Source organism: Microvirga sesbaniae, assembly GCF_025460805.1.
In the GTDB taxonomy this organism is placed as follows: domain Bacteria; phylum Pseudomonadota; class Alphaproteobacteria; order Rhizobiales; family Beijerinckiaceae; genus Microvirga; species Microvirga sesbaniae.
Genome location: NZ_JAMXFJ010000003.1, coordinates 108537 through 134892 on the forward strand (window position 1 = coordinate 108537; position 26356 = coordinate 134892).

Annotated in this window: 22 protein-coding genes; 15 read left to right on the plus strand and 7 right to left on the minus strand. The window is 67.7% G+C overall.

What is annotated here, in order from left to right; genetic code table 11:
* The first annotated feature begins 5 nt into the window (after positions 1 to 5).
* From OCW50_RS05820 to OCW50_RS05845, 6 genes are read left to right on the plus strand one after another with little or no spacing between them, the layout of a single operon-like run.
* The gene (locus OCW50_RS05820) at positions 6 to 800 is read left to right on the plus strand and encodes an ABC transporter ATP-binding protein (RefSeq protein ID WP_262296780.1); all 795 of its coding nucleotides are present in this window, start codon (positions 6 to 8) and stop codon (positions 798 to 800) included.
* 12 nt (positions 801 to 812) lie between these two features.
* Positions 813 to 3263 carry a nitrite reductase large subunit NirB gene (gene nirB, locus OCW50_RS05825; protein ID WP_262296781.1) on the plus strand — a complete coding sequence of 817 codons (2451 nt, stop codon included), beginning with the start codon at positions 813 to 815 and terminating at the stop codon, positions 3261 to 3263.
* A complete protein-coding gene (nirD, locus tag OCW50_RS05830) occupies positions 3260 to 3592 on the plus strand; it encodes a nitrite reductase small subunit NirD (protein WP_262296782.1) in 333 nt (110 codons plus the stop codon). Before nirB ends, nirD begins: the two co-directional genes overlap by 4 nt.
* A gap of 9 nt (positions 3593 to 3601) precedes the next feature.
* A complete protein-coding gene (locus tag OCW50_RS05835) occupies positions 3602 to 6262 on the plus strand; it encodes a nitrate reductase (protein WP_262296783.1) in 2661 nt (886 codons plus the stop codon).
* Complete coding sequence (gene cysG, locus OCW50_RS05840; RefSeq protein ID WP_262296784.1) at positions 6234 to 7709, plus strand: siroheme synthase CysG; 1476 nt, start codon at positions 6234 to 6236, stop codon at positions 7707 to 7709. The genes OCW50_RS05835 and cysG overlap by 29 nt, the downstream gene beginning before the upstream one ends.
* Positions 7710 to 7730: 21 nt before the next feature.
* Positions 7731 to 8558 (plus strand): uroporphyrinogen-III synthase, encoded by an 828-nt coding sequence (locus tag OCW50_RS05845; RefSeq protein WP_262296785.1) that lies wholly within the window; start codon positions 7731 to 7733, stop codon positions 8556 to 8558.
* On the opposite strand, the gene OCW50_RS05850 is transcribed toward OCW50_RS05845, so the two are convergent.
* Positions 8542 to 9426: an SDR family oxidoreductase gene (locus tag OCW50_RS05850; RefSeq protein ID WP_262296786.1), complete on the minus strand. Its 885-nt coding sequence runs from the start codon at positions 9424 to 9426 to the stop codon at positions 8542 to 8544. The two genes, OCW50_RS05845 and OCW50_RS05850, sit on opposite strands and share 17 nt — an antisense overlap.
* 342 nt (positions 9427 to 9768) lie before the next feature.
* Here OCW50_RS05850 and OCW50_RS05855 point away from each other — a divergent pair, with 342 nt between their 5' ends.
* Complete coding sequence (locus OCW50_RS05855; RefSeq protein ID WP_262269173.1) at positions 9769 to 10917, plus strand: amidohydrolase; 1149 nt, start codon at positions 9769 to 9771, stop codon at positions 10915 to 10917.
* A gap of 177 nt (positions 10918 to 11094) precedes the next feature.
* Here OCW50_RS05855 and uxuA read toward each other — a convergent pair whose 3' ends face one another.
* Complete coding sequence (gene uxuA, locus OCW50_RS05860) at positions 11095 to 12291, minus strand: mannonate dehydratase (RefSeq protein ID WP_262296787.1); 1197 nt, start codon at positions 12289 to 12291, stop codon at positions 11095 to 11097.
* Between the two features lie 68 nt (positions 12292 to 12359).
* Positions 12360 to 13088: a GntR family transcriptional regulator gene (locus tag OCW50_RS05865; RefSeq protein WP_262269171.1), complete on the minus strand. Its 729-nt coding sequence runs from the start codon at positions 13086 to 13088 to the stop codon at positions 12360 to 12362.
* A 123-nt stretch (positions 13089 to 13211) separates the two neighbouring features.
* Between OCW50_RS05865 and uxaC the strand changes: the two genes are divergently transcribed.
* The 6 genes from uxaC to OCW50_RS05895 all read left to right on the plus strand — a co-directional run bounded on the left by uxaC (position 13212) and on the right by OCW50_RS05895 (position 20662).
* Complete coding sequence (uxaC, locus tag OCW50_RS05870; protein ID WP_262296788.1) at positions 13212 to 14615, plus strand: glucuronate isomerase; 1404 nt, start codon at positions 13212 to 13214, stop codon at positions 14613 to 14615.
* Between the two features lie 50 nt (positions 14616 to 14665).
* Positions 14666 to 15853, plus strand: coding sequence for an ABC transporter substrate-binding protein (locus tag OCW50_RS05875; RefSeq protein ID WP_262296789.1), 1188 nt, complete (start codon positions 14666 to 14668; stop codon positions 15851 to 15853).
* A 249-nt stretch (positions 15854 to 16102) separates the two neighbouring features.
* Entirely contained in the window at positions 16103 to 17188 is a 1086-nt protein-coding gene (locus OCW50_RS05880; protein WP_262269168.1) for an ABC transporter ATP-binding protein, read from the plus strand.
* The gene (locus tag OCW50_RS05885) at positions 17188 to 18099 is read left to right on the plus strand and encodes an ABC transporter permease (protein ID WP_262269167.1); all 912 of its coding nucleotides are present in this window, start codon (positions 17188 to 17190) and stop codon (positions 18097 to 18099) included. The genes OCW50_RS05880 and OCW50_RS05885 overlap by 1 nt, the downstream gene beginning before the upstream one ends.
* A gap of 5 nt (positions 18100 to 18104) precedes the next feature.
* A complete protein-coding gene (locus OCW50_RS05890; RefSeq protein WP_262296790.1) occupies positions 18105 to 18947 on the plus strand; it encodes an ABC transporter permease in 843 nt (280 codons plus the stop codon).
* 194 nt (positions 18948 to 19141) lie between these two features.
* Entirely contained in the window at positions 19142 to 20662 is a 1521-nt protein-coding gene (locus tag OCW50_RS05895) for a mannitol dehydrogenase family protein (RefSeq protein WP_262296791.1), read from the plus strand.
* A 251-nt stretch (positions 20663 to 20913) separates the two neighbouring features.
* On the opposite strand, the gene OCW50_RS05900 is transcribed toward OCW50_RS05895, so the two are convergent.
* The 3 genes from OCW50_RS05900 to OCW50_RS05910 form a co-directional block, all read right to left on the minus strand.
* Entirely contained in the window at positions 20914 to 21336 is a 423-nt protein-coding gene (locus OCW50_RS05900) for an SET domain-containing protein (protein WP_262296792.1), read from the minus strand.
* A gap of 173 nt (positions 21337 to 21509) precedes the next feature.
* Complete coding sequence (locus OCW50_RS05905; RefSeq protein ID WP_262296793.1) at positions 21510 to 21896, minus strand: response regulator; 387 nt, start codon at positions 21894 to 21896, stop codon at positions 21510 to 21512.
* Positions 21897 to 22438: 542 nt separating this feature from the next.
* Entirely contained in the window at positions 22439 to 22567 is a 129-nt protein-coding gene (locus OCW50_RS05910) for a hypothetical protein (RefSeq protein ID WP_262296794.1), read from the minus strand.
* Between the two features lie 216 nt (positions 22568 to 22783).
* Here OCW50_RS05910 and OCW50_RS05915 point away from each other — a divergent pair, with 216 nt between their 5' ends.
* Positions 22784 to 23938: a zinc-binding metallopeptidase family protein gene (locus OCW50_RS05915; RefSeq protein WP_262296795.1), complete on the plus strand. Its 1155-nt coding sequence runs from the start codon at positions 22784 to 22786 to the stop codon at positions 23936 to 23938.
* 224 nt (positions 23939 to 24162) lie between these two features.
* Positions 24163 to 24750 carry a cold-shock protein gene (locus tag OCW50_RS33180; RefSeq protein WP_315974399.1) on the plus strand — a complete coding sequence of 196 codons (588 nt, stop codon included), beginning with the start codon at positions 24163 to 24165 and terminating at the stop codon, positions 24748 to 24750.
* A gap of 665 nt (positions 24751 to 25415) precedes the next feature.
* On the opposite strand, the gene OCW50_RS05930 is transcribed toward OCW50_RS33180, so the two are convergent.
* Positions 25416 to 26150: a PhoH family protein gene (locus OCW50_RS05930; protein ID WP_373371314.1), complete on the minus strand. Its 735-nt coding sequence runs from the start codon at positions 26148 to 26150 to the stop codon at positions 25416 to 25418.
* Positions 26151 to 26356: the final 206 nt, after the last annotated feature.

The following is a 26356-nucleotide window of genomic DNA, read 5'->3' on the forward strand; positions in this document are numbered from 1 at the left end:
CCATCATGGCCTATCTCACGATCGATCATGTCGGCATCTCCTTCCAGCGCGCCGGCGCGAGCACCGAGGTGCTGCGCGACGTGAACCTCTCCATCGACAAGGGCGAATACGTCTCCATCATCGGACATTCCGGCTGCGGCAAGTCGACGGTGCTCAACATCGTGGCGGGCCTCCTTGAGCCCACACAGGGCGGCGTGCTCCTGGAGGGCAGGGCGGTGAGCGGTCCCGGACCCGACCGCGCCGTCGTGTTCCAGAACCACTCGCTGCTGCCCTGGCTGACCGTGCGCGAGAACGTCGAGCTTGCGGTCAACAAGGTCTTCCGCGGGAAGAAGTCGAAGGCGGAGCGCCGCGACTGGACGCGCCACAACCTGGAGTTGGTCCACATGGCCCATGCGGAGAACAAGCGGCCGCACGAGATCTCCGGCGGCATGAAGCAGCGCGTCGGCATCGCCCGCGCGCTCGCCATGGAGCCGAAGATCCTGCTGCTCGACGAGCCCTTCGGCGCCCTCGACGCCCTGACCCGCGCGCATCTCCAGGACCAGGTCATGGAGATCCATGGCCGGCTCGGCAACACGATCATCATGATCACCCACGACGTGGACGAGGCGGTGCTGCTGTCCGACCGGATCGTCATGATGACGAACGGGCCGGCGGCCACGATCGGCGAGGACCTGAGGGTCGACCTGGCGCGCCCCCGCCGGCGCCTCGAGCTCGTGGGCAATCCCACCTACAACGACGCCCGTGCGGCCGTGCTGGAGTTCCTCTACGCGCGTCACCGGGCCCCGACCCTCGCAGCGTGAAGGAGAGCGACGATGCCCAAGAAGCTGGTCGTCATCGGCAACGGCATGGCCGCGGGCCGCGCCCTGGATGAACTGTTCGAGCGCGCGCCCGGAGCCTACGAGGTCACGATCTTCGGCGCGGAGCCGCGGGTGAACTACAACCGCATCATGCTCTCGCCCGTTCTGTCCGGCGAGAAGACCTACGAAGACATCCTGATCCACGACGACGCCTGGTACGAGGCGCATGGCATCACGCTCCATCGCGGCAAGCCGGCCGTGACGATCGACCGCCTGGCCAAGCGCGTGATCGCGGCCGACGGCACGGCCGCGGAGTACGACCAGCTCATCGTCGCCACCGGATCGATGCCCTTCGTGGTGCCGATCCCCGGCGCGACCCTGCCGGGCGTGGTCACGTACCGCGACCTGGACGACGTCAACACGATGCTCGAGGCGGCGCAGGGCGGGGGGCGGGCCGTCGTCATCGGCGGCGGCCTCCTCGGTCTCGAGGCGGCGGCGGGTCTGAAAGCGCAGGGCATGGAGGTCACGGTCCTGCACCTCATGCCGACCCTGATGGAACGCCAGCTCGACCCGTCCGCCGGATACCTGCTGCAGAAGGCGTTCGAGGATCGCGGCATCGCCGTGCGGTGCAAGGCCAACACCCACGCGATCCTCGGCGAGACCCGTGTGACCGGCGTCAGGCTCGACGACGGCACCGAGATTCCGGCCGACATCGTGGTCATGGCGGTCGGCATCCGGCCGAACGCGGCGCTGGCGAAGGAAGCCGGGATCGAGACCAACCGGGGCGTCCTCGTGGGCGACGACATGCGCACGAGCGATCCCGACATCTTCTCGGTCGGCGAATGCGTCGAGCATCGAGGGCTCTGCTACGGCCTCGTGGCTCCCCTCTACGAGATGGCGAAGGTCGTGGCGGCGCAGCTCGCCGGCGACGCGACGGCCGCCTATACCGGCTCTGTCACCGCCACCAAGCTGAAGGTCACGGGCATCGACCTGTTCTCGGCGGGCGATTTCAGCGAGGCCATGGACCGGCAGGAGATCGTCCTGCGCGATGCCGCGCGGGGTGTCTACAAGCGCCTCGTGCTCAAGGAGAACCGCATCGTCGGCGCGGTGCTCTACGGCGAGACCGGGGACGGGTCCTGGTTCTTCGATCTCCTGCGCAGGGAGACGGACGTCTCCGAGCTGCGCGACACCCTGATTTTCGGCCAGTCCTATGTCGGGGGCGTTCCCCTGGACCCTATGGCGGCCGTTGCAGCCTTGCCGGATGATGCGGAAATCTGCGGCTGCAACGGCGTCTGCAAGGGCAGGATCGTCCAGGCGATCAACGACAAGGGCCTCAGCACGGTCGGCGATGTGAGGGCGCACACGAAAGCCTCCGCATCCTGCGGCACCTGCACGGGCCTCGTCGAGCAGGTGATGACCCTCACCCTGGGAGACAAGTTCGCGAAATCGGCCGTCGAGCCCCTCTGCGGCTGCACCGAACTCGGCCATGACGACGTGCGCCGGCTCATCCGGGCGGCGGGGCTCAAATCGATCCCGGCTGTGATGCAGGAACTCGGCTGGAAGACCTCCTGTGGCTGCGCCAAGTGCCGGCCGGCCTTGAACTACTACCTCCTCTGCGACTGGCCGGAGGAATACGAGGACGACGGCCGCTCGCGCTTCATCAACGAGCGCGTCCACGCCAACATTCAGAAGGACGGCACCTATTCGGTCGTGCCGCGCATGTGGGGCGGCCTGACCAACCCGCGCGAGCTGCGCGCGATCGCCGACGTGGCCGAGAAATACAACATCCCGACCGTGAAGGTCACGGGCGGGCAGCGGATCGATCTGCTGGGCGTGCGCAAGGAGGACCTGCCGGCGGTCTGGGCCGATCTCAACGATGCCGGCATGGTCTCGGGCCATGCCTATGCCAAGGGCCTGCGCACGGTGAAGACCTGCGTCGGCAAGGAGTGGTGCCGGTTCGGCACGCAGGACTCCACCGGGCTGGGCGTCCGGATCGAGCGGTTCATGTGGGGCTCCTGGACGCCGGCGAAGGTCAAGATGGGCGTCTCCGGGTGCCCGCGGAACTGCTCGGAAGCGACCTGCAAGGATGTCGGGGTGATCTGCGTCGATTCCGGCTACGAGATCCATTTCGCAGGCGCCGCCGGCATTCACATCAAGGGCACGCAGGTGCTCTGCAAGGTGGCCGGGGAGGACGAATGCATCGAGGTGATCGCCGCCCTCACCCAGCTCTATCGCGAGCAGGGGCATTACCTCGAGCGCATGTACAAATGGGCCGACAGGGTCGGGGTGGATTCCATCCGCGCCGCCGTGGTGGACGATCTGGAGAAGCGCCGTGACCTCTACGGGCGCTTCGTGATCTCGCAGCGCGGTGCGCAGATCGATCCATGGGCCGAGCGGGTCGCGGGCCGGGATGCGCACGAGTTCAGGCCCATGGCGAACTTCACCCTGGCGGAGGCGGCGGAATGAGCGAATGGATCGATGTGGGCACGGTCGACGACGTGCCTCTCCTCGGATCGCGCGTGGTGCAGGCGCCGTCCGGCGACATCGCGGTCTTCAAGGCGGCGGACGGAACGCTCTTCGCCCTGCGCGACCGCTGCCCTCACAAGGGAGGGCCGCTGTCGCAAGGCATCGTGCACGGCCATTCCGTGACCTGTCCGCTGCACAACTGGGTGATCAGCCTGGACAGCGGCGAGGCGCAGGGGGCCGATCAAGGCTGCGCGCACAGGATCCCGCTGCGGGTCGAGGGTGGCCGCATCCTGCTCACGGCGTCCGCGCTCATGGCGCGAGCGGCCTGAGGGGGACGGATGGCGACCGGATCCCCGACCCGGACCACATGCCCCTATTGCGGCGTCGGCTGCGGCGTCGTGGCGACCCCGCAGGAGGACGGAACCGTCTCGATCGCGGGAGATCGGCGGCATCCCGCCAATTTCGGCCGCCTGTGCTCGAAAGGTTCGGCCCTGGGCGAGACGCTGAGCCTCGACGACCGTCTGCTCCATCCGGAGGTGAACGGACGGCGGGCCGGATGGGATGACGCGCTCGATCTCGTGGCGCGGCGTTTCTCGGAGACGATTGCCGCCCATGGGCCGGATTCGGTCGCCTTCTACGGCTCCGGGCAACTCCTCACGGAGGATTATTACGTCGCCAACAAGCTGATGAAGGGCTTCATCGGCGCGGCCAATATCGACACCAACTCCCGGCTCTGCATGGCCTCGTCGGTGGCCGGCCACATCCGGGCGTTCGGATCCGACACCGTCCCCGGCACCTACGAGGATCTCGAAGAGGCCGATCTCGTCGTCCTCGTCGGCTCGAACATGACCTGGTGCCATCCGGTCCTGTTCCAGCGGCTTCTGGCGGCGCGCGAGCGGCGCGGCACGACGATCGTGGTGGTCGATCCGCGCCGCACCGTGACGGCGGAGGCGGCCGATCTCCATCTGGCGATCGCGCCCAACTCCGACGTGGCGCTGTTCGCCGGCCTGCTCGATCACCTCGACCGGACAGGCCTGCGTGACCGCGACTACGTGGAACGTCACACCTCGGGTCTCGACGAGGCACTGGCGGCCGCGCGGCGCCGCGGCTTTCCGGGCGCCATGGAGGCGACGCGCCTTCCCGCCGAGCAGCTTCGCGCGTTCTACACGCTGTGGAGCCGCTCGGAGCGCGTCGTCACGGCCTATTCGCAGGGTGTCAACCAGTCGGTGGCCGGCACCGACAAGGTCAATGCCATCATCAACTGCCATCTGTTCACCGGCCGGATCGGACGGCCCGGCATGGGGCCGTTCTCCCTGACCGGCCAGCCCAACGCCATGGGCGGGCGCGAGGTGGGAGGGCTCGCCACCATGCTGGCCGCTCATCTCGACATCAACCGCCCGGACCATCGCGAGCTGGTGCGGTCCTTCTGGGGCAGTCCCGGGACCGCCGCCCGGCCCGGCCTGAAGGCCGTGGATCTCTTCCGCGCAATCGGCCAGGGGCGCGTCAAGGCGGTCTGGATCATGGGCACCAATCCGGCCGATTCCATGCCCGACGCCGATGCCGTCGAGGATGCCCTGCGCGCATGCCCGTTCGTGGTCGTGAGCGACGTCACACGGACCGACACCACCCGGCACGCCGATGTCCTCCTGCCGGCCGCCGCCTGGGCGGAGAAGAGCGGCACGGTGACGAATTCCGAGCGCCGCATCTCGCGCCAGCGCGCGTTTCTGAAGCCGCCGGGCGAAGCGCGACCCGACTGGCGCATCGTCTGCGACGTGGCCGCCCGCATGGGCTTTTCCGAGGCCTTCGACTACCGGTCGCCGGCGGAGATCTTCCGCGAACACGCGGCCCTGTCCGGGCTCGCGAACGACGGAACGCGCGACTTCGACATCTCCGCCTGCGCCGGGCTGAGCGAGAGCGCCTACGATGCGCTGGCGCCGGTCCAGTGGCCGCGCCGGCCGGGCGAGGGGCTCGACGGCACCGCGACGCGCTTCTTCGCCGAGGGCGGATTCTACACGCCCGACCGCCGAGGGCGCTTCGTCCCGACGCCGGTCGCGCCGCCGGAGGTCTCGGAGGAGTTCCCGGTGATCCTCAACACGGGCCGCATCCGCGATCAGTGGCACACCATGACGCGCACGGCGAAGACGCCGCGCCTGACGAGCCATTACGCGGAGAGCTTCTGCGAGATCCATCCGGAGGACGCCGAAGATGCCGGCATCGCTCCCGCCACCCTGGTGCGGATCGTCAGCCCGCAGGGCACGGCGGTCGTGCGCGCGCTGGTGACCGAGCGCCAGCAGAAGGGCAGCGTCTTCGTTCCCATGCACTGGACGGACCAGCACGCCGCGCAGGGACGCATCGGCGCGGCGGTTCTGCCGGCGGCGGATCCCGTCTCGGGGCAGCCGGGTCTCAAGTTCTCGCACGCGCGCATCGAACCTTGCGAGGTCGCCTGGTACGGCTTCGCGGTGGTGCGCAACAGGCCGGAGACGGTCCCGGCGGAGTACTGGGCGCTCGCCCGCACGGACGGGGGCTGGCGCATCGAGCTTGCCGGCGCCGCGCGGGCGCAGGACTGGGCCACGTATGCCGCCGCTCTGATCGGTCGCGGCGAGGATCCCGAGACGCTCTCCTACAGCGACCAGGACCGGGCGAGCTTCCGGCTCGCGACCTTCTCGGGCGATCGCCTGCTGGGCGCGCTGTTCATCGCCCCACAGCCGGTCGCCGTCTCGCGCACATGGGTGGTCGGGCATCTGGCGGCGCCGGCAATCCGTGGCGCGGAGCGCCTGCGCCTGCTGAGCGGGCGACCGGGTGCCGACCAGCCGGATCCCGGCCCGATCGTCTGCGCGTGCTTCTCGGTCGGAGCGAACCGGATCGCGGCCGCCGTCGCGGACGGCGCCGCAAGCGTGGACGCGGTCGGCGAGGCCGTCCGCGCGGGCACGAATTGCGGCTCCTGCCGCGTCGAAATCAGGAGGTTGATCGATGCTGCAACCCTTAAGACAGCCGTCTGAGGCGGATCCGGTCCGCCTCGGCCGGTTGGCCAAGCTGCCGGTCTTCTTCGACTTGAAGGACCGGCGCGCGGTCCTCGTCGGGGGATCGCCCGGCGCGGCCTGGAAGGCGGAGCTCCTCGCGGCCGCGGGAGCCCGCGTCGATGTCTACGCCCCGGACGTCTCCGCCGAGATGGACGCCCTGGTCGCGCGCGGCGCCGCCGACGGGGCTCTCGTCCTGCACCGCTCGGAGTGGTCCCTGGGCATCCTGGAGAATGCGGCCCTCGCGGTGGCCGATCTCGACCGCGAGGACGAGGCGGAGGCTTTCGCGGCGGCGGCGCGGCGAGTGGGCGTTCCGGTCAACGTGGTCGACAAGCCCGGCCATTGCGATTTCCAGTTCGGGTCCGTGGTCAACCGCTCGCCGGTGGTGATCGGCATCTCGACGGACGGCGCCGCGCCGATCCTCGGCCAGGCGATCCGCCGCAGGATCGAGACGCTGCTGCACCCCTCCGTGGCCTCCTGGGCGGCCTGCGCCAAGCACCTGCGCGAGCGCGTCATGGCGCGTCTCGCGCCCGGCATGACCCGGCGCGCCTTCTGGGAGCGCTTCGCCGATCTCGCCTTCCAGGGCCGGGAGCCGGACAGCTTCGGCCGCACCGTCGAGGCCGTGCTGGAGCAGATCGCCTGCGGGCCGGCGCAAAGGGTGGGGCGCGTGACCCTCGTGGGGGCGGGCCCGGGCGACGCGGAGCTTTTGACCCTCAAAGCCATGCGGGCGCTCCAGTCGGCCGACGTCATTCTCTTCGACGATCTCGTGTCCGAGGAAGTCCTGGAACTCGCCCGCCGCGAGGCGAAGCGCCTGATGGTCGGCAAGCGGGGAGGACGCGCCTCCTGCGCTCAGGGGGACATCAATGACCTCATGACCCGCCTGGCCCGCCAGGGAAAGCACGTGGTGCGGCTGAAGTCCGGCGACCCGATGATCTTCGGCCGCGCCGGCGAGGAGATCGAGCATCTCGAGAAGGCCGGCATTCCCGTCGACGTGGTGCCGGGCGTCACGGCCGGAATCGCGCTGGCGTCCGCGCTCGGCGTGTCGCTCACCCATCGCGACATGGCGCATTCGGTCCGCTTCGTGACCGGATGCGCGAAGACCGGACAGCTGCCGGCACGCCTCGACTGGCGCGGGCTGGCCGACCCGAACACCACGACGGTCTTCTACATGGCCGGCGGCACCGCGGGCGCGATCGCCGACCGGCTGATCGCGGCGGGCTGCTCGCCGGAGCTGCCGGCCGTCATGGTGGCGAATGTGTCCCGCGGCGACGAACGCTGGGCCGGCCCGCTTGCTGATCTCGGCCGGGCCAGCGCACGGCGCGACCCTTCGAAGCCCGTCATCATCGCGGTCGGCCGGGTCTTCCGGCGTGCGATCGAAGCCGCGCCGTCACGGCCCGGGCCTCATCGGATGCTGGACGCGACGGCCTGAGAGAACGATAAAGGCAGGATCATGCTGGATGGACGCCGCATCGCCGTACCCGAGAGCCGGGAGCTCGATCTGTTCACGCGGATGCTCGAACGGCATGGCGCCGTCGCGGTGCGCTGCCCGCTCGTGTCGATCCACGACGCGGAGGATCCGGCCCCGGTGGAGGCCTGGATCGACCGGCTGGTCCAGGGGATGCACGATGTCGTGGTTCTCTACACCGGGGAGGGCTTGTCGCGGCTTCTCGGCTTCGCGCGCCGCAGAGGCGTCGAAGCAGACGTGATCGCCGCGCTGGGCCGGACGTGCAAGGTCGCCCGCGGGCCCAAGCCCGCGAAGGTCCTGCGCGGCATCGGCCTCGCGCCGGACGTGATGGCCGAGGAGCCGACGACGGCCGGGCTGATGACGACCCTGTCGGGCCTGTCCGTCACGGGCAGGCGCGTCGGCGTGCTTCTGTATCCGGGCGGCGAGGAGGCCCTGCCGGCCTTCCTCGAAGCCGCCGGCGCCATGGTCGATCCGGTCCTGAGCTATCGCTATGCCTCGCACGAGGAGGACGAACGGGTCGTCGCGTTGATCCGGGAACTCGCGTCCGGCACGATCGACCTGATCGCCTTCACGAGCTCGGCCCAGGTGCGGCGGCTCAAGGAGGTCGCGCGCCGGTTCGGACTGGACCCGGACCTCGACGCGGCCATGCACGCGACCCTGGTCGCGGCCGTCGGGCCGGTCACCGCGGAGGCGGTCGAAAAGGCGGGATGGCCGGTCGATGCGATGCCGCAGGACAGCTACCATCTCAAACCGCTCGTGATGGCCTTCGGGCGCAGACTGTCCCGGGCGAGCGGCGTCAGCGCTCCCGCGTGATCCCGTCCCCGGCCCGCAGCAGGGCCTGCAGACCCTCCCGATAGGTGGGATAACGCAGAGCCACGCCGAGCTCGGTCTTGATGCGCGTGTTCCGGACGCGCTTGTTGTCCGAGTAGAAGGAGCGCGCCATCGGGGTCTGGTCGGCGTCTTCGAACGCCACCTCCGGGGGCGGGTCGCGCCCGAGGAGTTGCGCCGCATAGGCGATCACGTCCTGCGGCGGACCCGGCTCGTCGTCCGCGACGTTGTAAACGGCGTTGCGGTGCGGGCGCTCGATGGAGGCCATCAGCACCTGGGCGATATCGGCCGTGTGGATGCGGTTGAAGACCTGGCCCTTCTTGACGATGCGCTTGGCGCTGCCGTCGGCGATCTTCACCAGGGCGTTGCGGCCCGGTCCGTAGATGCCGGCGAGGCGAAAGACGTGCACGGCGAAGGGCGCGCGCTCGCCGAGGGAGAGCCACTGCTCCTCGGCGGCGATCCGGTGGCGCGAGCGGATCGTGGCGGGGTTGGGCGCCGTCGATTCGTCCACCCAGGCGCCGTCCGCGTTGCCATAGACGCCGACCGTGGACAGGTAGCCGACCCAGCGCAGGTTCGCCGCCGCCGCGATGGCGTGAGAAAATTGCTCCAGCACCGGATCCGTCTCCCCAAGGGGAGGAATCGAGACGAGAAGCGCATCGGCCCGGGCGATCCGATCGGGGATGACGGGATCGAAACCGGCGCCGTCGAAACGGCAGGCCTGGATGCCGTCCGCCGCCATGGCCCGAACCTTCTCCGGCGACCGGACGGTGCCGCCGATCGCGGTGAACCGGTCACGATAAAGGCCGATGAACTGGCGGACGGAGTAGCCGAGACCGAAAACGAACAGGTTCATGAGACGACGGATCGATGAAACGGGAGGGGGCGTCGCAAGGACCCTAGCGCATCGTACGGAAAAGTGGACCCACTTTTCACGTCCGATGCTCTGGCCCGGGCGGGCCGCGCCAGCAATCGTGCATGCTCACCACCGTCATGATCGGCACAGGGCCGGCGACGACGTGAGGGTGGGGTGGACAGCCGCCGAAGACGCCGGAACCTCCTGCCCGTCTTTCGCACCCGACTTTTCGGCAGCTTGATCCGGGCCCGTTCTTCGGGCCATAACATGCGGCCGAAACAGGCCGGGCTGTCGTCGGTCGAGCGGCTGTGCTCCCATCGAGCCCCAGCAGGGAGGCGATCCATGGTTTTGACCAACGAGGACATGGTCGATCTGGTGGCTTTTCGGCGCGCGCTCCACCGCATGCCGGAACTCTCCCGCGAGGAGGTCCAGACGGCCCGGGAGGTGCGGGCGTTTCTGGCCCAGACGCGCCCCGACCAGATCATCACCGGCCTTGGCGGCCATGGGATCGCGGCGGTCTACCAGGGCAGGGCGCCGGGCCCGGCCGTCATGATCCGCTCGGAGCTCGACGGGCTTCCGATCGAGGAGATCTCCGACGCGCCTCACCGCTCGGCCGCCCCCGGCAAGGGACATCTGTGCGGGCACGATGGACACACGGCCATCCTGGCCGGCCTGGCGCGCGCGCTCGGACGCCAGCGGCCGCAGCGCGGCCGCGCCATCCTGCTGTTCCAGCCGGCCGAGGAGGACGGCTCCGGAGCCGCGGCCGTCGTGGCCGACCCGCGCTTTCGCGAGATCAGCCCGGATTTCGCGTTCGCCCTGCACAATCTCCCCGGTCTGCCCTTCGGCCATGTCGCGTTGGCGGAAGGGCCGGTCAATTGCGCGTCGCGGGGCATGCGTATCGTCCTGAACGGCAAGACCGCCCATGCGTCCATGCCCGAGACGGGGCTGTCGCCCGTGCCCGTCGTCGCCGAGCTGATGCCGGCGCTCACGGGGCTGGGTCATGGGGGGCCGCTGGACGACGGCTTCGCAATGGTCACGGTGACTCACGTGAAGATCGGCGAGCCGGCTTTCGGCGTCGCCCCGGCGCGGGCCGAGATCTGGGCGACCCTGCGCACGATGACCGATGCCGGCATGGAGGATCTGTGCGTGAGCGCCGAGCACCTCGTCCTGAGCGCCGCGCGCAACCGGGGGCTCAGCGTCGAGATCTCCCACGACGACATCTTCCAGCACTGCGAGAACGCGCCGGAAGCCGTGGCCCATCTCCGCCGCGCGCTGGACGAAGAGGGCGTTCCGCATGACGAGGGCGAGCTCCCGCTGCGGGCCTCGGAGGATTTCGGACGCTTCGGTCAAAGGGCGCCGGCGGCCATGTTCTTCCTCGGAGCCGGCAGGGACCACCCGAGCCTGCACAATCCCGACTACGACTTCCCCGACGACCTGATCGGGATCGGCGCGCGCGTGTTCATGCGGACCTTGCGGAACCTGCTCGGGTAGGTTCGGCACGGGGTCGCAGGCTTCACGCGGCTGCTCTCCAGCCGGCCGTAACATCTCCCCGTCATGGCCGGGCTTGTCCCGGCCATGACGGGGAGATGTTACCTCGACCTCTGGAGCACGATCCTAAAGCATCGGACCCAAAAGTGGACTTGCACTTTTGGGATCCAATCCGATGCTCTAAAGCGGCAGGCCGCGCACGGCGGAGACCGCCTGCATGACGCCGCGCAGCTCGGCCAGGCCTCTCATCCGTCCGATGATGGGATAGCCCGGATGGGTGGGACGGCCCACGTCGTCGAGAAGCTCGTGCCCGTGGTCGGGGCGCATGGGAATGCGCCAGTGCGGATGGCCGGCTTCCTTGCGACGCTTCTGCTCCTCGAGCAGCACCGTCACCAGAGACACCATGTCGGTGTCGCCGCCCAGGTGGTCGGCTTCCATGAAGGAGCCGTCCGGGTCCTTGGCGACGTTGCGCAGATGCGCGAACCAGATCCGGTCCGAGAAGCGCTTCGCGATGGCCGGCACGTCGTTGACCGGATTGGCCCCGAGCGACCCGCTGCACAGCGTGAGCCCGTTGGCGGGGGAATCGGCCGCCTCGAGGATGAAGGCGATGTCGTCCGCGTTGGACACGATGCGGGGCAGGCCCATGAGCGGGCGCGGCGGATCGTCCGGATGGATGCACATCCGGATCCCGACCTCTTCCGCGGTCGGGATCACCTCGCGCAGGAAGCGGGCGAGGTTCTCGCGCAGGGCCGCCGCGTCGATGTCCCGGTAGCGGTCGAGCATGACGCGCAGGCCCGGAACGTCGTAGCGGTCGTAAGCGCCGGGCAGGCCCGCCATGATGTTGGAGAGGAGCTTGCGCCGGTCGGCTTCCGACGAGCGCAGATGCCATTCCTTGGCCCGGGTCAGTACGTCGGGCGCGTAATCCGCCTCCGCGCCCGCACGCTCCAGCATGAAGCAGTCGAAGGCTGCGAACTCATGGATATTGAAGCGCAGGGCCGTGCCGCCGCCGGGAAGCGGGTAGGCGAGCTCGGTGCGGGTCCAGTCGACCACGGGCATGAAGTTGTAGCAGATCGTGGTGACGCCGCATTGCGCGAGGTTGCGCATGGACTGGCGGTAATGGTCGAACAGGCTCGTCAGGTCGCCTTCGCCGATCTTGATGCGCTCGTGGATCGGCAGGCTCTCGACCACGCTCCAGCGCAGGCCGAGCGACGGATCGGCGGCAATGAGCGCTTTCCGCTTCTCGATCTCCTCGACGCTCCAGATCACCCCATAGGGGATCTGATGCAGGGCGGTGACGATCCCGGTCGCGCCGGTCTGCCGGATGTGGGAGAGCTGTACGACGTCGTCGGGGCCGAACCAGCGCCAGGTCTGTTCCATGATTGCCTCTCAAAGCTGGGGCCGAACGGGGGCGTCGGCGGAGGGTGCGGATTCTTGTCTGGAGGGTGTCACGCGCTGAGCACCTCCGGCAGGGCATCGGCCTCGGGCTCGAAGAGATCCGGGTGCTTCGCGGCCAGCTCCGGCAGGGAGCGCAGGATCTCGCTGAGGTGCTGCTGCATGGCCCTGTCGGCCGCTACGGGATCGGCCGCCTTGATGGCGTCGACGATCTCCGCATGCTGCGCGACGATGAGATGGCGCGGAGTGGCCTGCTTCACGTCGAGGTAGCGCACCCGGTCCATCTGCGGCTTGACGTCCTCGATCATGCGCCACGCGGCCGGACGTCCGGCGGCCTCCGCCAGGAGGCGGTGGAACTCCTCGTCCAGCGCCATGAAGTCGTCCGACGAGGTGGCCCGCTGGGCGCGCCGCTGCCGGGTCAGGCTGGCGTTCAGCTCCGCGATCAGAACGGGAGAGGCTTTCAGCGCCGCCTCGCGAACGACCGCGCATTCGACCGCGACGCGGATGAAGCGGGCATCCTCGACCGCCGCGCGCGAGATCTTGACCACCTGCGTGCCCCGCTGCGGCAGAACGCGAACGAGGCCGGCCTCGCTCAGCTTGATGAGGGCTTCTCGGACGGGCGAGCGGCTCACGCCGAATCGCTGCGCCAGGTCCTGCTCCGACAGCATCTCGCCGGGCGCGATCTTCATGCTGACGATGGCCTGGCGAAGGGCGCGCGCGACCTGCCGGGCCATGGGCTCCCGGCTGAGATCGAGCTTCGCGAGGGTCGGTCTATTGGTCATAAGTGGCACACTACCATACTAGTAGACCATTGCAAAGGATCGTGGATCGTTTTAAGGTTTGCTCAATGAGGCGCTCGCAGCCGGCCCGGGAATGGGCCCGGACGGAGCCCGAGGGAGTACGCCATGCTGATCCATCCGGACCGGCTGTTTCCTGTCGATTCCGCCAGCCGCGAGGTGGCGCGCCGGCTCTATGCGAAGGTCCGGGATCTTCCGATCGTCTCGCCGCACGGCCATACGGATCCGCGGTGGTACGCGGAGAACGAGCCGTTCCCGGATCCCGCGACGCTCTTCGTCATCCCGGATCACTACGTGTTCCGCATGCTTTACAGCCAGGGCGTGCGCCTGGAGGAGCTTGGGCTCCCGGCGAAGGACGACAGCGCGGTGGAGCGCGACCCGCGGGCGATCTGGCGGCGGTTCGCGTCGCATTATCACCTCTTCCGCGGCACGCCCACACGCCTCTGGCTCGATCATACGTTCGCGACCCTGTTCGGCTTCACCGAGCGCCTGTCGGCCAAGACCGCAGACGCCTATTACGACCGCATCGACGCGGCCCTGCGCACGCCGGAGTTCCGCCCGCGCGCGCTGTTCGAGCGCTTCCGCATCGAGGCGATCGCCACCACGGAGAGCCCGCTCGATCCGCTCAAGCACCACGAGGCCATCCGGCGCTCGGGCTGGTCCGGCCGCGTGGTGACGGCCTACCGCCCCGACCCGGTGATCGATCCCGAATTCGAGGGCTTCCGCGAGAATCTCGCGCGCTTCGGGGAGATCACGGGCTGCGACACGTCCACGTGGAGCGGCTACCTGGATGCGCACCGCAGGCGGCGCGCCTTCTTCCGCGATTACGGCGCGACCTCCACCGACCACGGCCACCCGACCGCCCGCACGGCGGATCTTTCACCGGCCGATGCGGAGGCGCTGTTCCGCCGGGTCGCGTCCGGCGATGCCGGGCCCGAGGATGCGGAGCTGTTCCGCGCCCAGATGCTGACCGAGATGGCCGCCATGAGCGTCGAGGACGGCATGGTCATGCAGCTCCATCCGGGCTCCTTCCGCAACCACAACGCGGCCCTGTTCCGCCGCTTCGGCCGCGACATGGGGGCGGACATTCCGCTGCAGACGGATTACGTCCGCGCCCTGAAGCCGCTGCTCGACCGCTTCGGCAACGAGCCCGGCTTCACGTTCATCGTCTTCACCCTCGACGAGACGAGCTATTCGCGCGAGCTCGCGCCGCTCGCGGGCCATTATCCGGCCCTCAGGCTGGGTCCGGCCTGGTGGTTCTTCGACTCGCCCGAGGGCATGCGGCGCTTCCGTGAGCTCACGACCGAAACCGCCGGCTTCTACAACACGGTCGGGTTCAACGACGACACGCGCGCCTATCTGTCGATTCCCGCCCGGCACGACGTGGCCCGCCGGGTCGACTGCGCCTCTCTCGCCACCCTGGTGACGACGCACCGCCTCGACGAGGACGAAGCGCACGAAATGGCCTACGATCTCGCCTATCGCCTCGCCAAAGAGGCCTACAAGCTGTGACACGGGACATGGCCGACCATGAGCCATGTCGCACAGAACGGGAGGAAGACATGACGAACCTGATCACCAGGCGGACCTTCGTCGGCGGTGTCGCCGGCTCCGCCGGCGTTGCGACCCTCGGCGGAAAAGCTTTCGCGCAGGCGACCCTGCCCACGAGTCCGGTGACGCTCAACATCATCGACGTGGCCGGCAACCTGGCGCTGACCCAGAAGGCGATCGAGAACTACCGCAAGGCCAAGCCCAACCTGGTCTCGCGCATCACCTTCACCAAGGCGACGGCGCCGGAGCTCGCCGGCAAGATCAAGGCCCAGCAGGATGCGGGCCGGGTCGACATCGACCTCGTGCTCACCGGCACGGATGCGCTCTCCGCCGGCATCGAGCAGAAGCTGTGGGTCGACCTCGTCCCCGGCCAGGCGAACTCCCTGCCGAAGCTCGACGACATCTATCTCGCGCCGGCCGCCAAGATGCAGGGTCTGGCGAAGGGGCAGGGCGTGGTCGTGACCTACTACCCGTCGGGCCCGCTCCTCGAATACATGCCCGACAAGGTCAAGACCGTGCCGACCACGGCCGAGGAGCTTCTCGCCTACACCAAGGCCAATCCGGGCCGCTTCCTCTATGCGCGCCCGGCGAATTCCGGCCCTGGCCGCACCTTCATCATGGGCCTGCCCTACATCCTGGGCGACAGCAACCCGCAGGATCCGGCCAAGGGCTGGGACAAGACCTGGGCCTTCCTGAAGGAGCTCGGCCAGAACATCGAGTACTACCCGTCCGGCACCGGCGCGGTGATGAAGGAGCTCGGCGAAGGCTCCCGCGACATGACCGTGTCGACCACGGGCTGGGACATCAACCCGCGCGTCCTCGGGGTCGTGCCGAAGGAGGCCAAGGTGGCGGCGCTCAAGGGCTTCCACTGGGTGTCGGACGCGCATTACATGTGCGTGCCCAAGGGCCTGCCGAACGAGAAGCTCGCGGTGCTGCTCGATCTCATGAGCTTCCTGCTCACCAAGGAGCAGCAGGCCTACACCTTCGACGAGGGCTACTTCTATCCGGGCCCGGCCGTGAAGGGCGTGACCCTCGACATGGCGCCCGCCGAGAGCCAGGCGGCGATCAAGGAATTCGGCCGTCCGGAATACGAGAAGTGGATCGCCGAGAACCCGATCGAGCTTCCGCTCCAGCCCGACCAGATGGTCGTCGCCTTCCGCCTGTGGGACGAGCAGGTCGGCGGCGGCAAGCGTAAGTAAGACGTCCAGAGCAAGAACAAGGACAGGTCGTGTCGCGGTTGAGGTTTCCTGCCATCCCCGGCGGCTGTGATGCGGGGATCGCCATCCTCTCGACGTCATCACCGGCCTCGTGCCGGTGATCCCGATCCGCAAGGCGCAGCGCCTTTCAGCATGGGGATGGCCGGCACAGGGCCGGCCATGACAGGAGGATGGCCTGCGAATGGCGGTGACACTCGAACCGATACACGACCCAAGAACCAAGGACCCGCGATGACCATTGCCCTTTCCCAGTTCGACGAAGTCCGGCTCGATCGCGTGAGCCGCGACTTCGGGGCGCTCAACGCCCTGCGCGACATCTCCCTGACGATCCGCCGGCGCGAGTTCATCGCCCTGCTCGGCCCGTCGGGCTGCGGCAAGTCGACGACGCTGAACTGCATCGCGGGTCTCCTGCCTGTGACCGGCGGGGCGATCTGGCTCGACAAAAGCCGGGTCGACACCCTGCGGCCCGAGGAGCGCGGGTTCGGGATGGTGTTCCAGAACTACGCGCTCTTTCCCCATCTCAACGTGCGCCAGAACATCGGCTTCGGGCTCAAGATGCGCGGGACGCCGAAGGCCGAGATCGACCGAAAGGTGGACGAGGCGCTCAACCTGGTGCGCCTCAAGGGCCAGGAGAACAAGCTGCCGGGCCAGCTCTCCGGCGGCCAGCAGCAGCGCGTGGCGATCGCCCGCGCCATCGTGATCGAGCCGCCGCTCGTGCTGATGGACGAGCCGCTCTCGAACCTCGACGCCAAGCTGCGCCTCGAGATGCGCGCCGAGATCCGGCGCATCCACAACGAGCTCGGGGCCACGACCATCTACGTGACACACGACCAGGACGAGGCCCTGTCGCTCGCCGACCGCATCGTGGTGCTGCGCGACGGCGTGGTCCGGCAGGTCGGCACGCCCAAGGAGCTCTACGAGGCCCCGTCCCATCTCGACGTGGCCGACTTCATGGGCTTCCGCAACAAGCTGAAAGGTCGGGTCGTCGGCGCCGAGGGCGGCCGCGCCGTCCTCGACGTAGAGGGGGCGCGGATCAGCGGCGTCGCCCGCGAGACCCTGTCCGCCGGCGCCACGGCCTTCGCGGCCATCCGGCCGGACGACCTCATGGTCGGGGAGGCGGGGCCGAACGCCATCGCGGTGACCGTCGACACCATCGAATATCGCGGCCGCGAATTCGTCGGCACGGCCCATTCGGCCGGCGGGCTCGATTTCGTGTTCCGGTCGCACCAGCCGGTCGAGCCCGGTTCGCAGGTGCATCTGCGGGCGGATGACGGGCGTGTCCTCGTCTTCGCGGAGCCGATCCAGGGGAGGCAGTGATGGACGCCCTTGCTCCCGCGACTCCCGTCGAGCACGGCCCGAGCCTGCGCCAGCGTCTCGCCGCGCGCGGCTTCGACGCGGTGACGCTGCTCGTCGTTCCGGCGGCGATCTTCAGCCTGCTCCTCTTCGTCTACCCGTTCGCGTTCGGGTTCGTGCTCTCCTTCGAGCCCAAGGCCGGCGGCGACTGGCTCGCCAATTACAAGCGCTTTTTCTCGGACCCGTTCCTCTACGACACGATCGGCAACACGCTCCGGCTCGCGATCCCCGTCACGCTGATCAACCTGCTGCTGGCAGTGCCGATCGCGTTCCGCGTGCGCCTGATGCGGCGCCAGCGCCTCCTGACCACGATCCTCGTCCTGCCGATCACCCTCGGCACCGTGCTCGTGGCCGAGGGCCTCTTGAACTATCTCGGGCCGCAGGGCTGGTTCAACCGCACCCTGATCACCTTCGGGCTCATCTCGCAGCCCCTGAAGCTCGTGCATAATTACTGGGGCGTCTTCGCCTCCCTGGTGATCACCGGCTTCCCGTTCACCTTCCTGCTGACCCTGTCCTACGTGACCGGCATCGACCCGGCCCTCGAGCAGGCGGCCGCGACCCTGGGCGCCAGCGCCTGGCAGCGCTTCCGCCACGTCTACCTGCCGCTCCTGATGCCGGGCTTCGCCATCACGTTCTGCCTGTCCTTCGTGCAGGCCTTCTCGGTCTTCCCCTCGGCGGTGCTGCTGGGCGAGCCCGCGGGCGTCACCCGGGTGATCTCGATCGCCGCCGCCACGGCGGCCTTCGAGGAATACGACTACTCCATGGCCTCGGCGATCGCGATGATCATGGGCTTCGTGCAGCTCGCCATCGTGGTGGCGGTGCTCGCCTCCCGCGGGTTGTTCTACCGCGGTCCTGCCTCCGGCGCGAAAGGGTAAAGCCGATGATCCGCGACACCACACTCGGGTCCAAGCTCTGGGCCGCGGCCATCTGGTTCCTGGTCGGCTTCTTCGTCATCAACCTGTTCGCCATGATCGCCACCGTGGTGACGAGCTCGTTTGCCACGCGCTGGCTCGGCACGTGGCTGCCGGTGGGCTTCACCACGCGCTGGTATTCCTCCGCCTGGAGCGAGTTCCAGCTCTGGGACGTCCTGATGGTGACCTTCCAGGTGATCGCCGCCGTGGTGTTCATCTCGGGAGCCCTCGGGGTGACCGCCGCCTATGCGCTCGCCCGGCGCGAATTCGCCGGAAAGCGGCTTCTCATCCTGCTCTTCCTGCTGCCGCTGATGATCCCGCCGATCACCTTCGGCATCCCGCTCGCGACCGTGCTCTACCAGACCGGCCTAGCGGGCACGTTCTGGGGCGTGGTGGCGGCCAACCTCGTGCCGACCGTTCCCTTCGTCATCCTGGTCATGATCCCGTTCATCGAGCAGATCGACCCGAAGATCGAGGCGGCGGCCCGCGTCTTCGGCGCCAACACCTTCAAGCTCTTCGTCCACGTGCTCCTGCCGCTGCTCCTGCCGGGCATCCTGGCGGCGCTGCTGCTGGTGCTGGTGCGCACCATCGCCATGTTCGAGCTCACCTTCCTGGTGGCCGGCCCGACGAGCCAGACCCTCGTGGTGGCGCTCTATTACGCGGTCTTCGCGGCCGGGGTGCGCGCCGTGCAGTCGATCGACGCGATGGCGGTGATCTACATGGTCACGACCCTCGTCTGGCTCATCATCGCGCTGCGCTTCGTCAACCCGACGCAGATCGTCACCCGGGCGAAGCAGCAGCCGGCGCATTGACGGGGCGCCCGGGTTCCCAGGATCACCGTCCCGGTGACACACTCGACGTCATGGCCGGCCTTGTGCCGGCCATCCCAATCGGAAGAGCACGGCGCATTTCAGGATCGGGATCACCGGCACGAGGCCGGTGATGACGTGGTAGGATTGCAACGACCCGGCGCCACCCTCATCTGGAACGAACCCCCGAGGACACGATGTCAGACCGCTTGAACGACGATTCTCTCGCCGATCTGCCGGAGGGCGTTCGCCGCCCGGCCTACGACCGGAGAGCGGTGAAGACCGGGATCGTGCATCTGGGCGTCGGGGCCTTCCACCGGGCCCATCAGGCGGCCTACACGGACGACGTGCTCGCCCGGGATCCGCGCTGGGGCATCGTGGCCGCCAGCCTGCGCAGCCCGGACACCTACGACGCCCTCCAGCCGCAGGACGGTCTCTACACTCTTTCGGTCCGCTCGCAGGACGGCGAGGCGCTGCGGATCGTCGGGTCGGTCCGGCGGGTCGTCGTGGCGCCTCGGGCGACGGAGGAGCTCCTCGACGCGATGGCCGATCCGCAGACCAGGATCGTCACTCTGACGGTGACCGAGAAGGGCTATTGCCACGATCCGGCGACCGGCGTCCTGAACGAGGCCCATCCCGACGTGGTGCATGACCTCGCCTACCTGAAAACGCCCCGCTCGGCACCGGGCTTCATCGTCGAGGCGCTGCGCCGCCGGCGGCGGGCGGGGATTGCGCCCTTCACGGTTCTCACCTGCGACAACCTTCCCTCGAACGGCCGCACCGTGAAGCGCGTGCTCACCCGCTTCGCCGAACTGGTCGATCCCGATCTCGGCCGCTTCGTGGCCGAAGAGGTGTCCTGCCCGTCGACCATGGTCGACCGGATCGTCCCGGCGACGAACGATCAGGACCGGGAGCGCATCGGACAGGCCCTGGGTGTCGAGGACGCCTGGCCGGTCGTCACCGAACCCTTCACGCAATGGGTGATCGAGGACCGGTTCCCGCAGGGCCGCCCGGCCTGGGAGATCGCGGGCGCGGAGTTCGTCGCCGACGTGGAGCCCTATGAGCACATGAAGCTCAGGCTGCTCAACGGCAGCCATTCGACGCTCGCCTATCTGGGCTATCTCGCGGGCTACGAGACGGTGGCCGACACCATGGCGGATCCGGCCTTCGCGCGGCTGATCGAGGGGCTCATGGACGAGGAGGTCACGCCGACCCTGCACATGCCGCCCGGTGCCGATCTGTCCGCCTACAAGCGGGCGCTCGTCGCCCGGTTCAAGAATCCCGCCCTGAAGCACCGCACCTGGCAGATCGCGATGGACGGCTCGCAGAAGCTGCCGCAGCGGCTCCTGGGGACGGTCCGAGATCGTCTCCAGGGTGGCGCTTCCATCGCACGCCTGTCCCTCGGGGTGGCGGCCTGGATGCGCTATGTCACGGGTGTCGACGAGACGGGCGCGCCCATCGACGTGCGCGATCCCATGGCGGCGCGGCTCCGCGCGCTGGCCGACCGGGCAGGGCCCTCGGCCGAGGGGCTGGCCGGCGCCCTGTTCGCCGTGCGCGAAATCTTCGGCGACGACCTGCCGAAGGACCCGCGGTTCACGGGAGCCGTGACAGCGAACCTGGGGCGTCTCTTCGAGAAGGGCGCCGGGCGCACCGTTGCGGAGTTCGGGGCGGAGCACGGGAACGACTCCTCTTCGTCATCACCGGGCTCGTCCCGGTGATCTCGCCTGTCTGAAGCGCCGTGCCTCACCGTATCGGGATGGCCGGGCCTGTCCCGGCCATGCCGTGGCGTGTGTCAGTGCCGGCGAGCGCGTCGAGGGAGGGGAGACCGACGGTCCGAGGAGTGAGCCTAAAGCATCGGACCCAAAAGTGGATTTGCACTTTTGGGATCCATCCGATGCTTTCTTCTTGAATGAGAGCATCGGTCAGAACGGAAAACCGGATCCACTTTTCCGTCCGATGCTCTAGGCCTTCAAACACCCGCCTGCTTCGCGCGCTTGCGCTCGCAGGACTGGCACTTGCAGCCCATCGGCTTGATGAAGGTCTCGAAGTAGTTCTTGCCGTAATTGTAGGTGATCTCGTCGCCCGGCTTGATGCGCTTGATCGCCTTGATGCGGATCCGGCCCCGCGACACCGTCGCCTGGGCGTTCGGGCGGCAGCCGTGATTGATGTAGCGGGCGGTGTTCCACCGCGGCGACCCGTCGATGGTCCAGCGGCTGCTGACCTCGAACAGATAGCGCGTGTTGCGCCGGCGCTGGACTTCCTCGTTCGTGATCCTCGGTCCGACATACTCGATGATGAAGGAGCCCTTCTCGATCACGTCGGTGGCGAACAGGCCAAGGCCGGTCGGCGACCGCCCGATACGAAAGGGACCTTCCGGCGACTTGGATTTCATGAATGCGGACGCTCCAGGGGACTCGAGTGCTCAATAGCCGCAAACGCGGAGCGATGAAATTGGGTCGCCGGCCGATCTTCTCCAGGTCCAGACGACGATGATGGCACCGTTGCCCGGTGGAGGGATGCGTCCGCACGCCGTGAGGACGGCGTGTTCTGGTCCGGGCGACCGCGTCAGGCGATTTCCGTCGCGTCGGAGGTGCCGGCCAGCGTCGCCCGGAGCGTGTCGGCGAAATTGTCGTAGGAGAACGGCTTCGACAGGGCCGGGCATTCTCTGAACCGCTCGGGGAGCGAGCGGAAGTCGTAGCCGGTCGAGAAGATGAACGGGATTCCGCGGAAGCGCAGGACGTCGGCGACCGGGAAGACCACCGTTCCGTCCACGTTGATGTCGAGGATGCCGATATCGATATCCGCCTGGAGCGCCAGGGTCAGGGCATGGTCCAGGCGCGCCGCGGGGCCCACGATCTCGCAGCCGAAATCGAGAACCATGTCCTCGATCAGCATCGAGATCATCGCCTCGTCCTCGACGATCAAGACCCGCTTTCTGCGACCCTCGAACATAGCCCCTCCAAGCCACATTGCTTCTGACACTGCGCCTTGCGACGTCGTTAAGCGAATCAGATGCAACAACTATAATCGACGGTTTGATGCGCCTTCACTATCTTAGGTTAGTATGACCCAAGAAAGCATCGTAATGCGGCCGAGGCAGCGAAGTAAAGGCCTCGTCGTGCGACCGGTTAGACCGCTTTCTGGTGTGCGATTGCTGAGCGAAGGACTGGCGAACCCTTGTGCCGGGCCGTTCCATGGACCGCATGTTCTGCGCATGAGCCCGCCCCGATGTCGAACGGCCGGGAGCCGCAATCCCGTCGCGCGAATTCATGCCGGACAATGGGCCGGTCGGTGAGCCGCCCGGCGCTTTCCGAGGCCGTTATTCCGGGCTGGCCTCACGACAACGTGACGCGAGAGGAAGCCCCTCGGCCGGCGGCGACGGGAAATGATTTGAAACTCTGTATCATCGAAGGCCGGTCGGGGATGCTCGGCGGCCGATATCGGCACCCGCGGCGCCCGCCCGGACCGCGTTCAGGAGTGGAGCGAGCGCACGCTCAGCGCCGCAGCAGCCTCTCGATCAGGGCATCTGCGGCATGGCTGGTCAGACCCCAGGCAACGGGCCGTTCCCCGAGATAGACCGTGAAGGTTCCGTCCTGCGTCGCCTGCTTGGCAACATGTGTCATGGATCATCCTGTTTCTGAAGAGCCCGGACGATGGGACCGTTGTCTTGGCATGATGAAATGAGAGGCTTCATGCAGGAAGCTTAAATTATGAGCAGTGACGGGCCGATGACGGTGCAAGGACCTGCGAACCAACGGGCTCGCGGACCGTTGCCGTGAACATGCCGTCGGTCCCCATTGGTCCGGATGAGGCGGATCCGGCAAGCAGCAGGTCGCTCCATGAAGCTCTTCGAATGTCAGGCCTGCGGTCAGCCGCTCTATTTCGAGAACAGTCGCTGCGAAAGCTGCGGCCGCCGGCTCGGGTACCTGCCGTCGATCCATGAGATCAGCGCTCTGGAACCCGACCGGGAGGCGGGCTGGAAGGCTCTGGCCCGGCCCGACATGCCTCTGCGCTTCTGCGCCAACGCGGAGCACAATGCGTGCAACTGGCTGATCTCCGCCGAGGCGGATGAGATCTACTGCCGGGCTTGCCGGCACAATCGCACCGTACCGGACCTTTCGCTCGAGCGGAACCGGGAGCGCTGGCGCCGGCTCGAGATCGCGAAGCGGCGTCTGTTCTATACGTTGCTGAGGCTCGACCTGCCGCTGGCGACGCGCCGCGAGGACCCGCAGGGACTGGCATTCGATTTTCTCGCGGACCCTGCCGAGAACTCTCCTGAAGGTCCTTCGATCCTGACCGGGCATGACAACGGCCTGATCACCATCAACATCGCCGAGGCGGACGATGCCGAGCGGGAGCGGCGACGCCACGGGATGGGGGAGCCCTACCGGACCCTCCTGGGCCACTTCCGGCATGAGATCGGCCATTATTACTGGAACGTCCTGGTCCGGAACGATCCCAGCCTGGACCGATTCCGCCAGGTTTTCGGAGACGAGCAGCGCGACTACGGCGAGGCCTTGCGGGTCCATTACGCCCGGGGGCCGAAAGAGGACTGGCAGGAGGAATTCGTCAGTGCCTATGCAGCCTCCCATCCCTGGGAGGATTTCGCCGAGACCTGGGCGCACTATCTCCATATCGTCGACACCCTGGAGACCGCGAGCGCCTTCGGATTGAAGGTGCGGCCGGGAATCCGCCGCGGCGCCGAACTGGCGGCGGAAATCGATTTCGACCCGCATCGCGAGACCGACCTGAACCGTCTGATCACCGCCTGGCTGCCCCTGACCTTTGCCGTGAATTCCCTGAACCGCAGCATGGGGCAGCCCGACCTTTATCCCTTCGTGCTCGCGCCGGCCGTGATCGCCAAACTCGGCTTCATCCACGAGCGCATCCACGCCTGGAGCGGCCGCGGGCCAGGGGAAGGGGAAGGCGACCGGATCCTGAAAGCCGTGATCGGAGGGCTGAATTCTCGCGTCGGCGCCCCACAATCCGCATGACACGCCCTTTTGAGACCTTGCATGAAATGTCTAGGTGTGAGTAGTTATTTTCTTGCCCTCAATGGTTGGGGGCGTTACGCCTATAGCGTTTACGAAACTTGAGACTTTAGAAGGCAGTCCTGATGGGCCGGGGAAATGATCACCGTGATCGCCGACGTCAATTTGGCGGTCAACCCGAAGATCACTGGGGCGATTTCGCTCCACCAACATCTTATGAACGGCCCATGCGGCAGCAGACATCCTATGGCGCTCCAGCCTCCGGACCGGAGACCGAAGCGCGGGTGAAATGGTTCAACCCTGAGAAGGGATTCGGTTTCGTCGAAATGACCGATGGGTCGGGCGAGGCCTTCCTGCACGTCCGACAGGTCGAGGCCGCGGGTTATTCCGCGCTCGAGTCGGGCACGACCCTGGTCATCCGGGTCGGCGCCGGCCAGAAGGGCCCGCAGGTCCAGGAAATCGTCAGCGTCGACGCGAGCACGGCCGAGCCCGAGCCGCCGCGCGGGGCACGCGCGCCGCGCCCGATGCGGTCGGGTGGTCCCGGCCAGTCCGGTGGCGGTTTCGGCCGCCCCGGCGGTGGGCCGAGCGCACGCCCGGTCAGCGGTCCGCCGGAGGTGCCGGCCACCGTCAAGTGGTTCGATTCCGTGAAGGGCTACGGCTTCGTCTCCGTCGAAGGCGAGAGCAAGGACCTGTTCCTGCACATCTCCGTCGTGGAGCGCGCGGGCCTCGGCCAGCTCGAGCAGGGGCAGGCGGTCCGGGTGGCGATCGTCGAGGGCCGCAAAGGCCCCGAGGTCGGCGCGATCGAGCTCGCCTGAAGCACCCCGCCGTCCGCGATATCAGAACCGGGTCAGCTTCCGCTCATTTGGGCGGAGAGGGGCCCGGTTTTCGCGTGGATAAAGCGCCATCCTGCGCGGGCACGGTCGAGGGGATCCCACGAGCGAGGTCGCTTCCGAGATCAATCCCTTCTAGAGCATCGGACGGACCCAGAGGGCCGCGTCAGCGACCCGAAGGGCCACGCCAGTGAAAAGGGGACGCCACTTCTGGGATCGGCCCAATGCTCCACTCTCGGCTGGCGCATCGTTGAGTATTGATCCGAAGGGCCGCACGATGCGCTCGGCGGTGTTCCGATCGCGTTCACCCGGACAAGCCCGGTAACAACACCCTCCCACGTCATGGCCGGCCAGTGATCACGCGCTTCTCGCCGGCCATCCCGATTCGGAAAAGCGCGGCGCCTCTCGGAAGCGGGATCACCGGGACGAGCCCGGTGATGACGTGGAGGATGATCCTCGCTGTGGCGTGACCTTTCCCACGTCATGGCCGGCCTTGTGCCGGCCATCCCGATCTTTTGGGGCGCCGCGATCCACCGTATCGAGATCACCGGGACAAGCCCGGTGATGACGTGGAGGGTGACCATTGTGGTGGCGCGACCCCTCCACGCGTCATGGCCGGCCTTGTGCCGGCCATCCGATCGTCCGATGCGCTAGCAATGGACCTCTTCGAAGGCACGCACCCACATCTCGCAGACGCCGGACCGGACGATCTCATTGAGCGTGAACTCGACGATCGGGACCGGGAGCATCTGGGACTTGATCAGATGGATGACCGTGCGCAGGCCTGAGGTCTCACGCAGATCGCACTGGCTCACATCCCCATTGATCACCACGGTGCAGTCCTCGCCGATGCGGGTGAGGAACGTCTTCATCTCGGCCGGCGTGGCATTCTGCGCTTCGTCCAGCAGGATGAAGGCGTCGCGCCAGGATCGCCCGCGCATCACCTCGAAGGGCACCATCTCGATGTCGCCGTTCTTGACGGCGATCTCGTAGGCGGCCGCGCCGATCCGCTCCTTGATCGCCTCGATCACCGGCGCCGCCCAGGGGCCGAATTTCTCTTCGAGACTGCCGGGAAAAAAGCCGAGCGAGCGGCCGCTCGGGACATTGGGGCGGGTGAGGATGATCTTCCGGATGCGCCGCTGGCGGAAGAGATCCGCCGCATACGTGGCTGCGATCCAGGTCTTTCCGGTGCCGGCCGGGCCGAGAACCACGACCTGGGCACTGTTCTTCAGAGCGTCGAGATACTCATCCTGGGTTGCATTGAGCGGCTTGATGGGAGGGAGGCTGCGCTCAGCCTGGAATTTCGATCCCGTGAGGTCGAAGACCTGCGCTGTTTCGAGGGAGCGGCGGGTCTTGCGTCTCTGCTTCTCATGATGCTTGCTCAATGACCAACTCCGGGTTTTGAAACTGCGCACAGAGACCTATCCAGGCGCCGCGCAGAGGCGTCCGGGGGAACTTGCAGGAGAGGGGTGGATGCGTGAGCGAGTCGTTGCGGGCGGTGGATTTCCGCGATCCGGACGGTGAGGATCAACCTGCCTGCCCATCAAAGCCTGTTCTTCTAGCTGCCAGTGGCAAACTATCTTTGATTCTG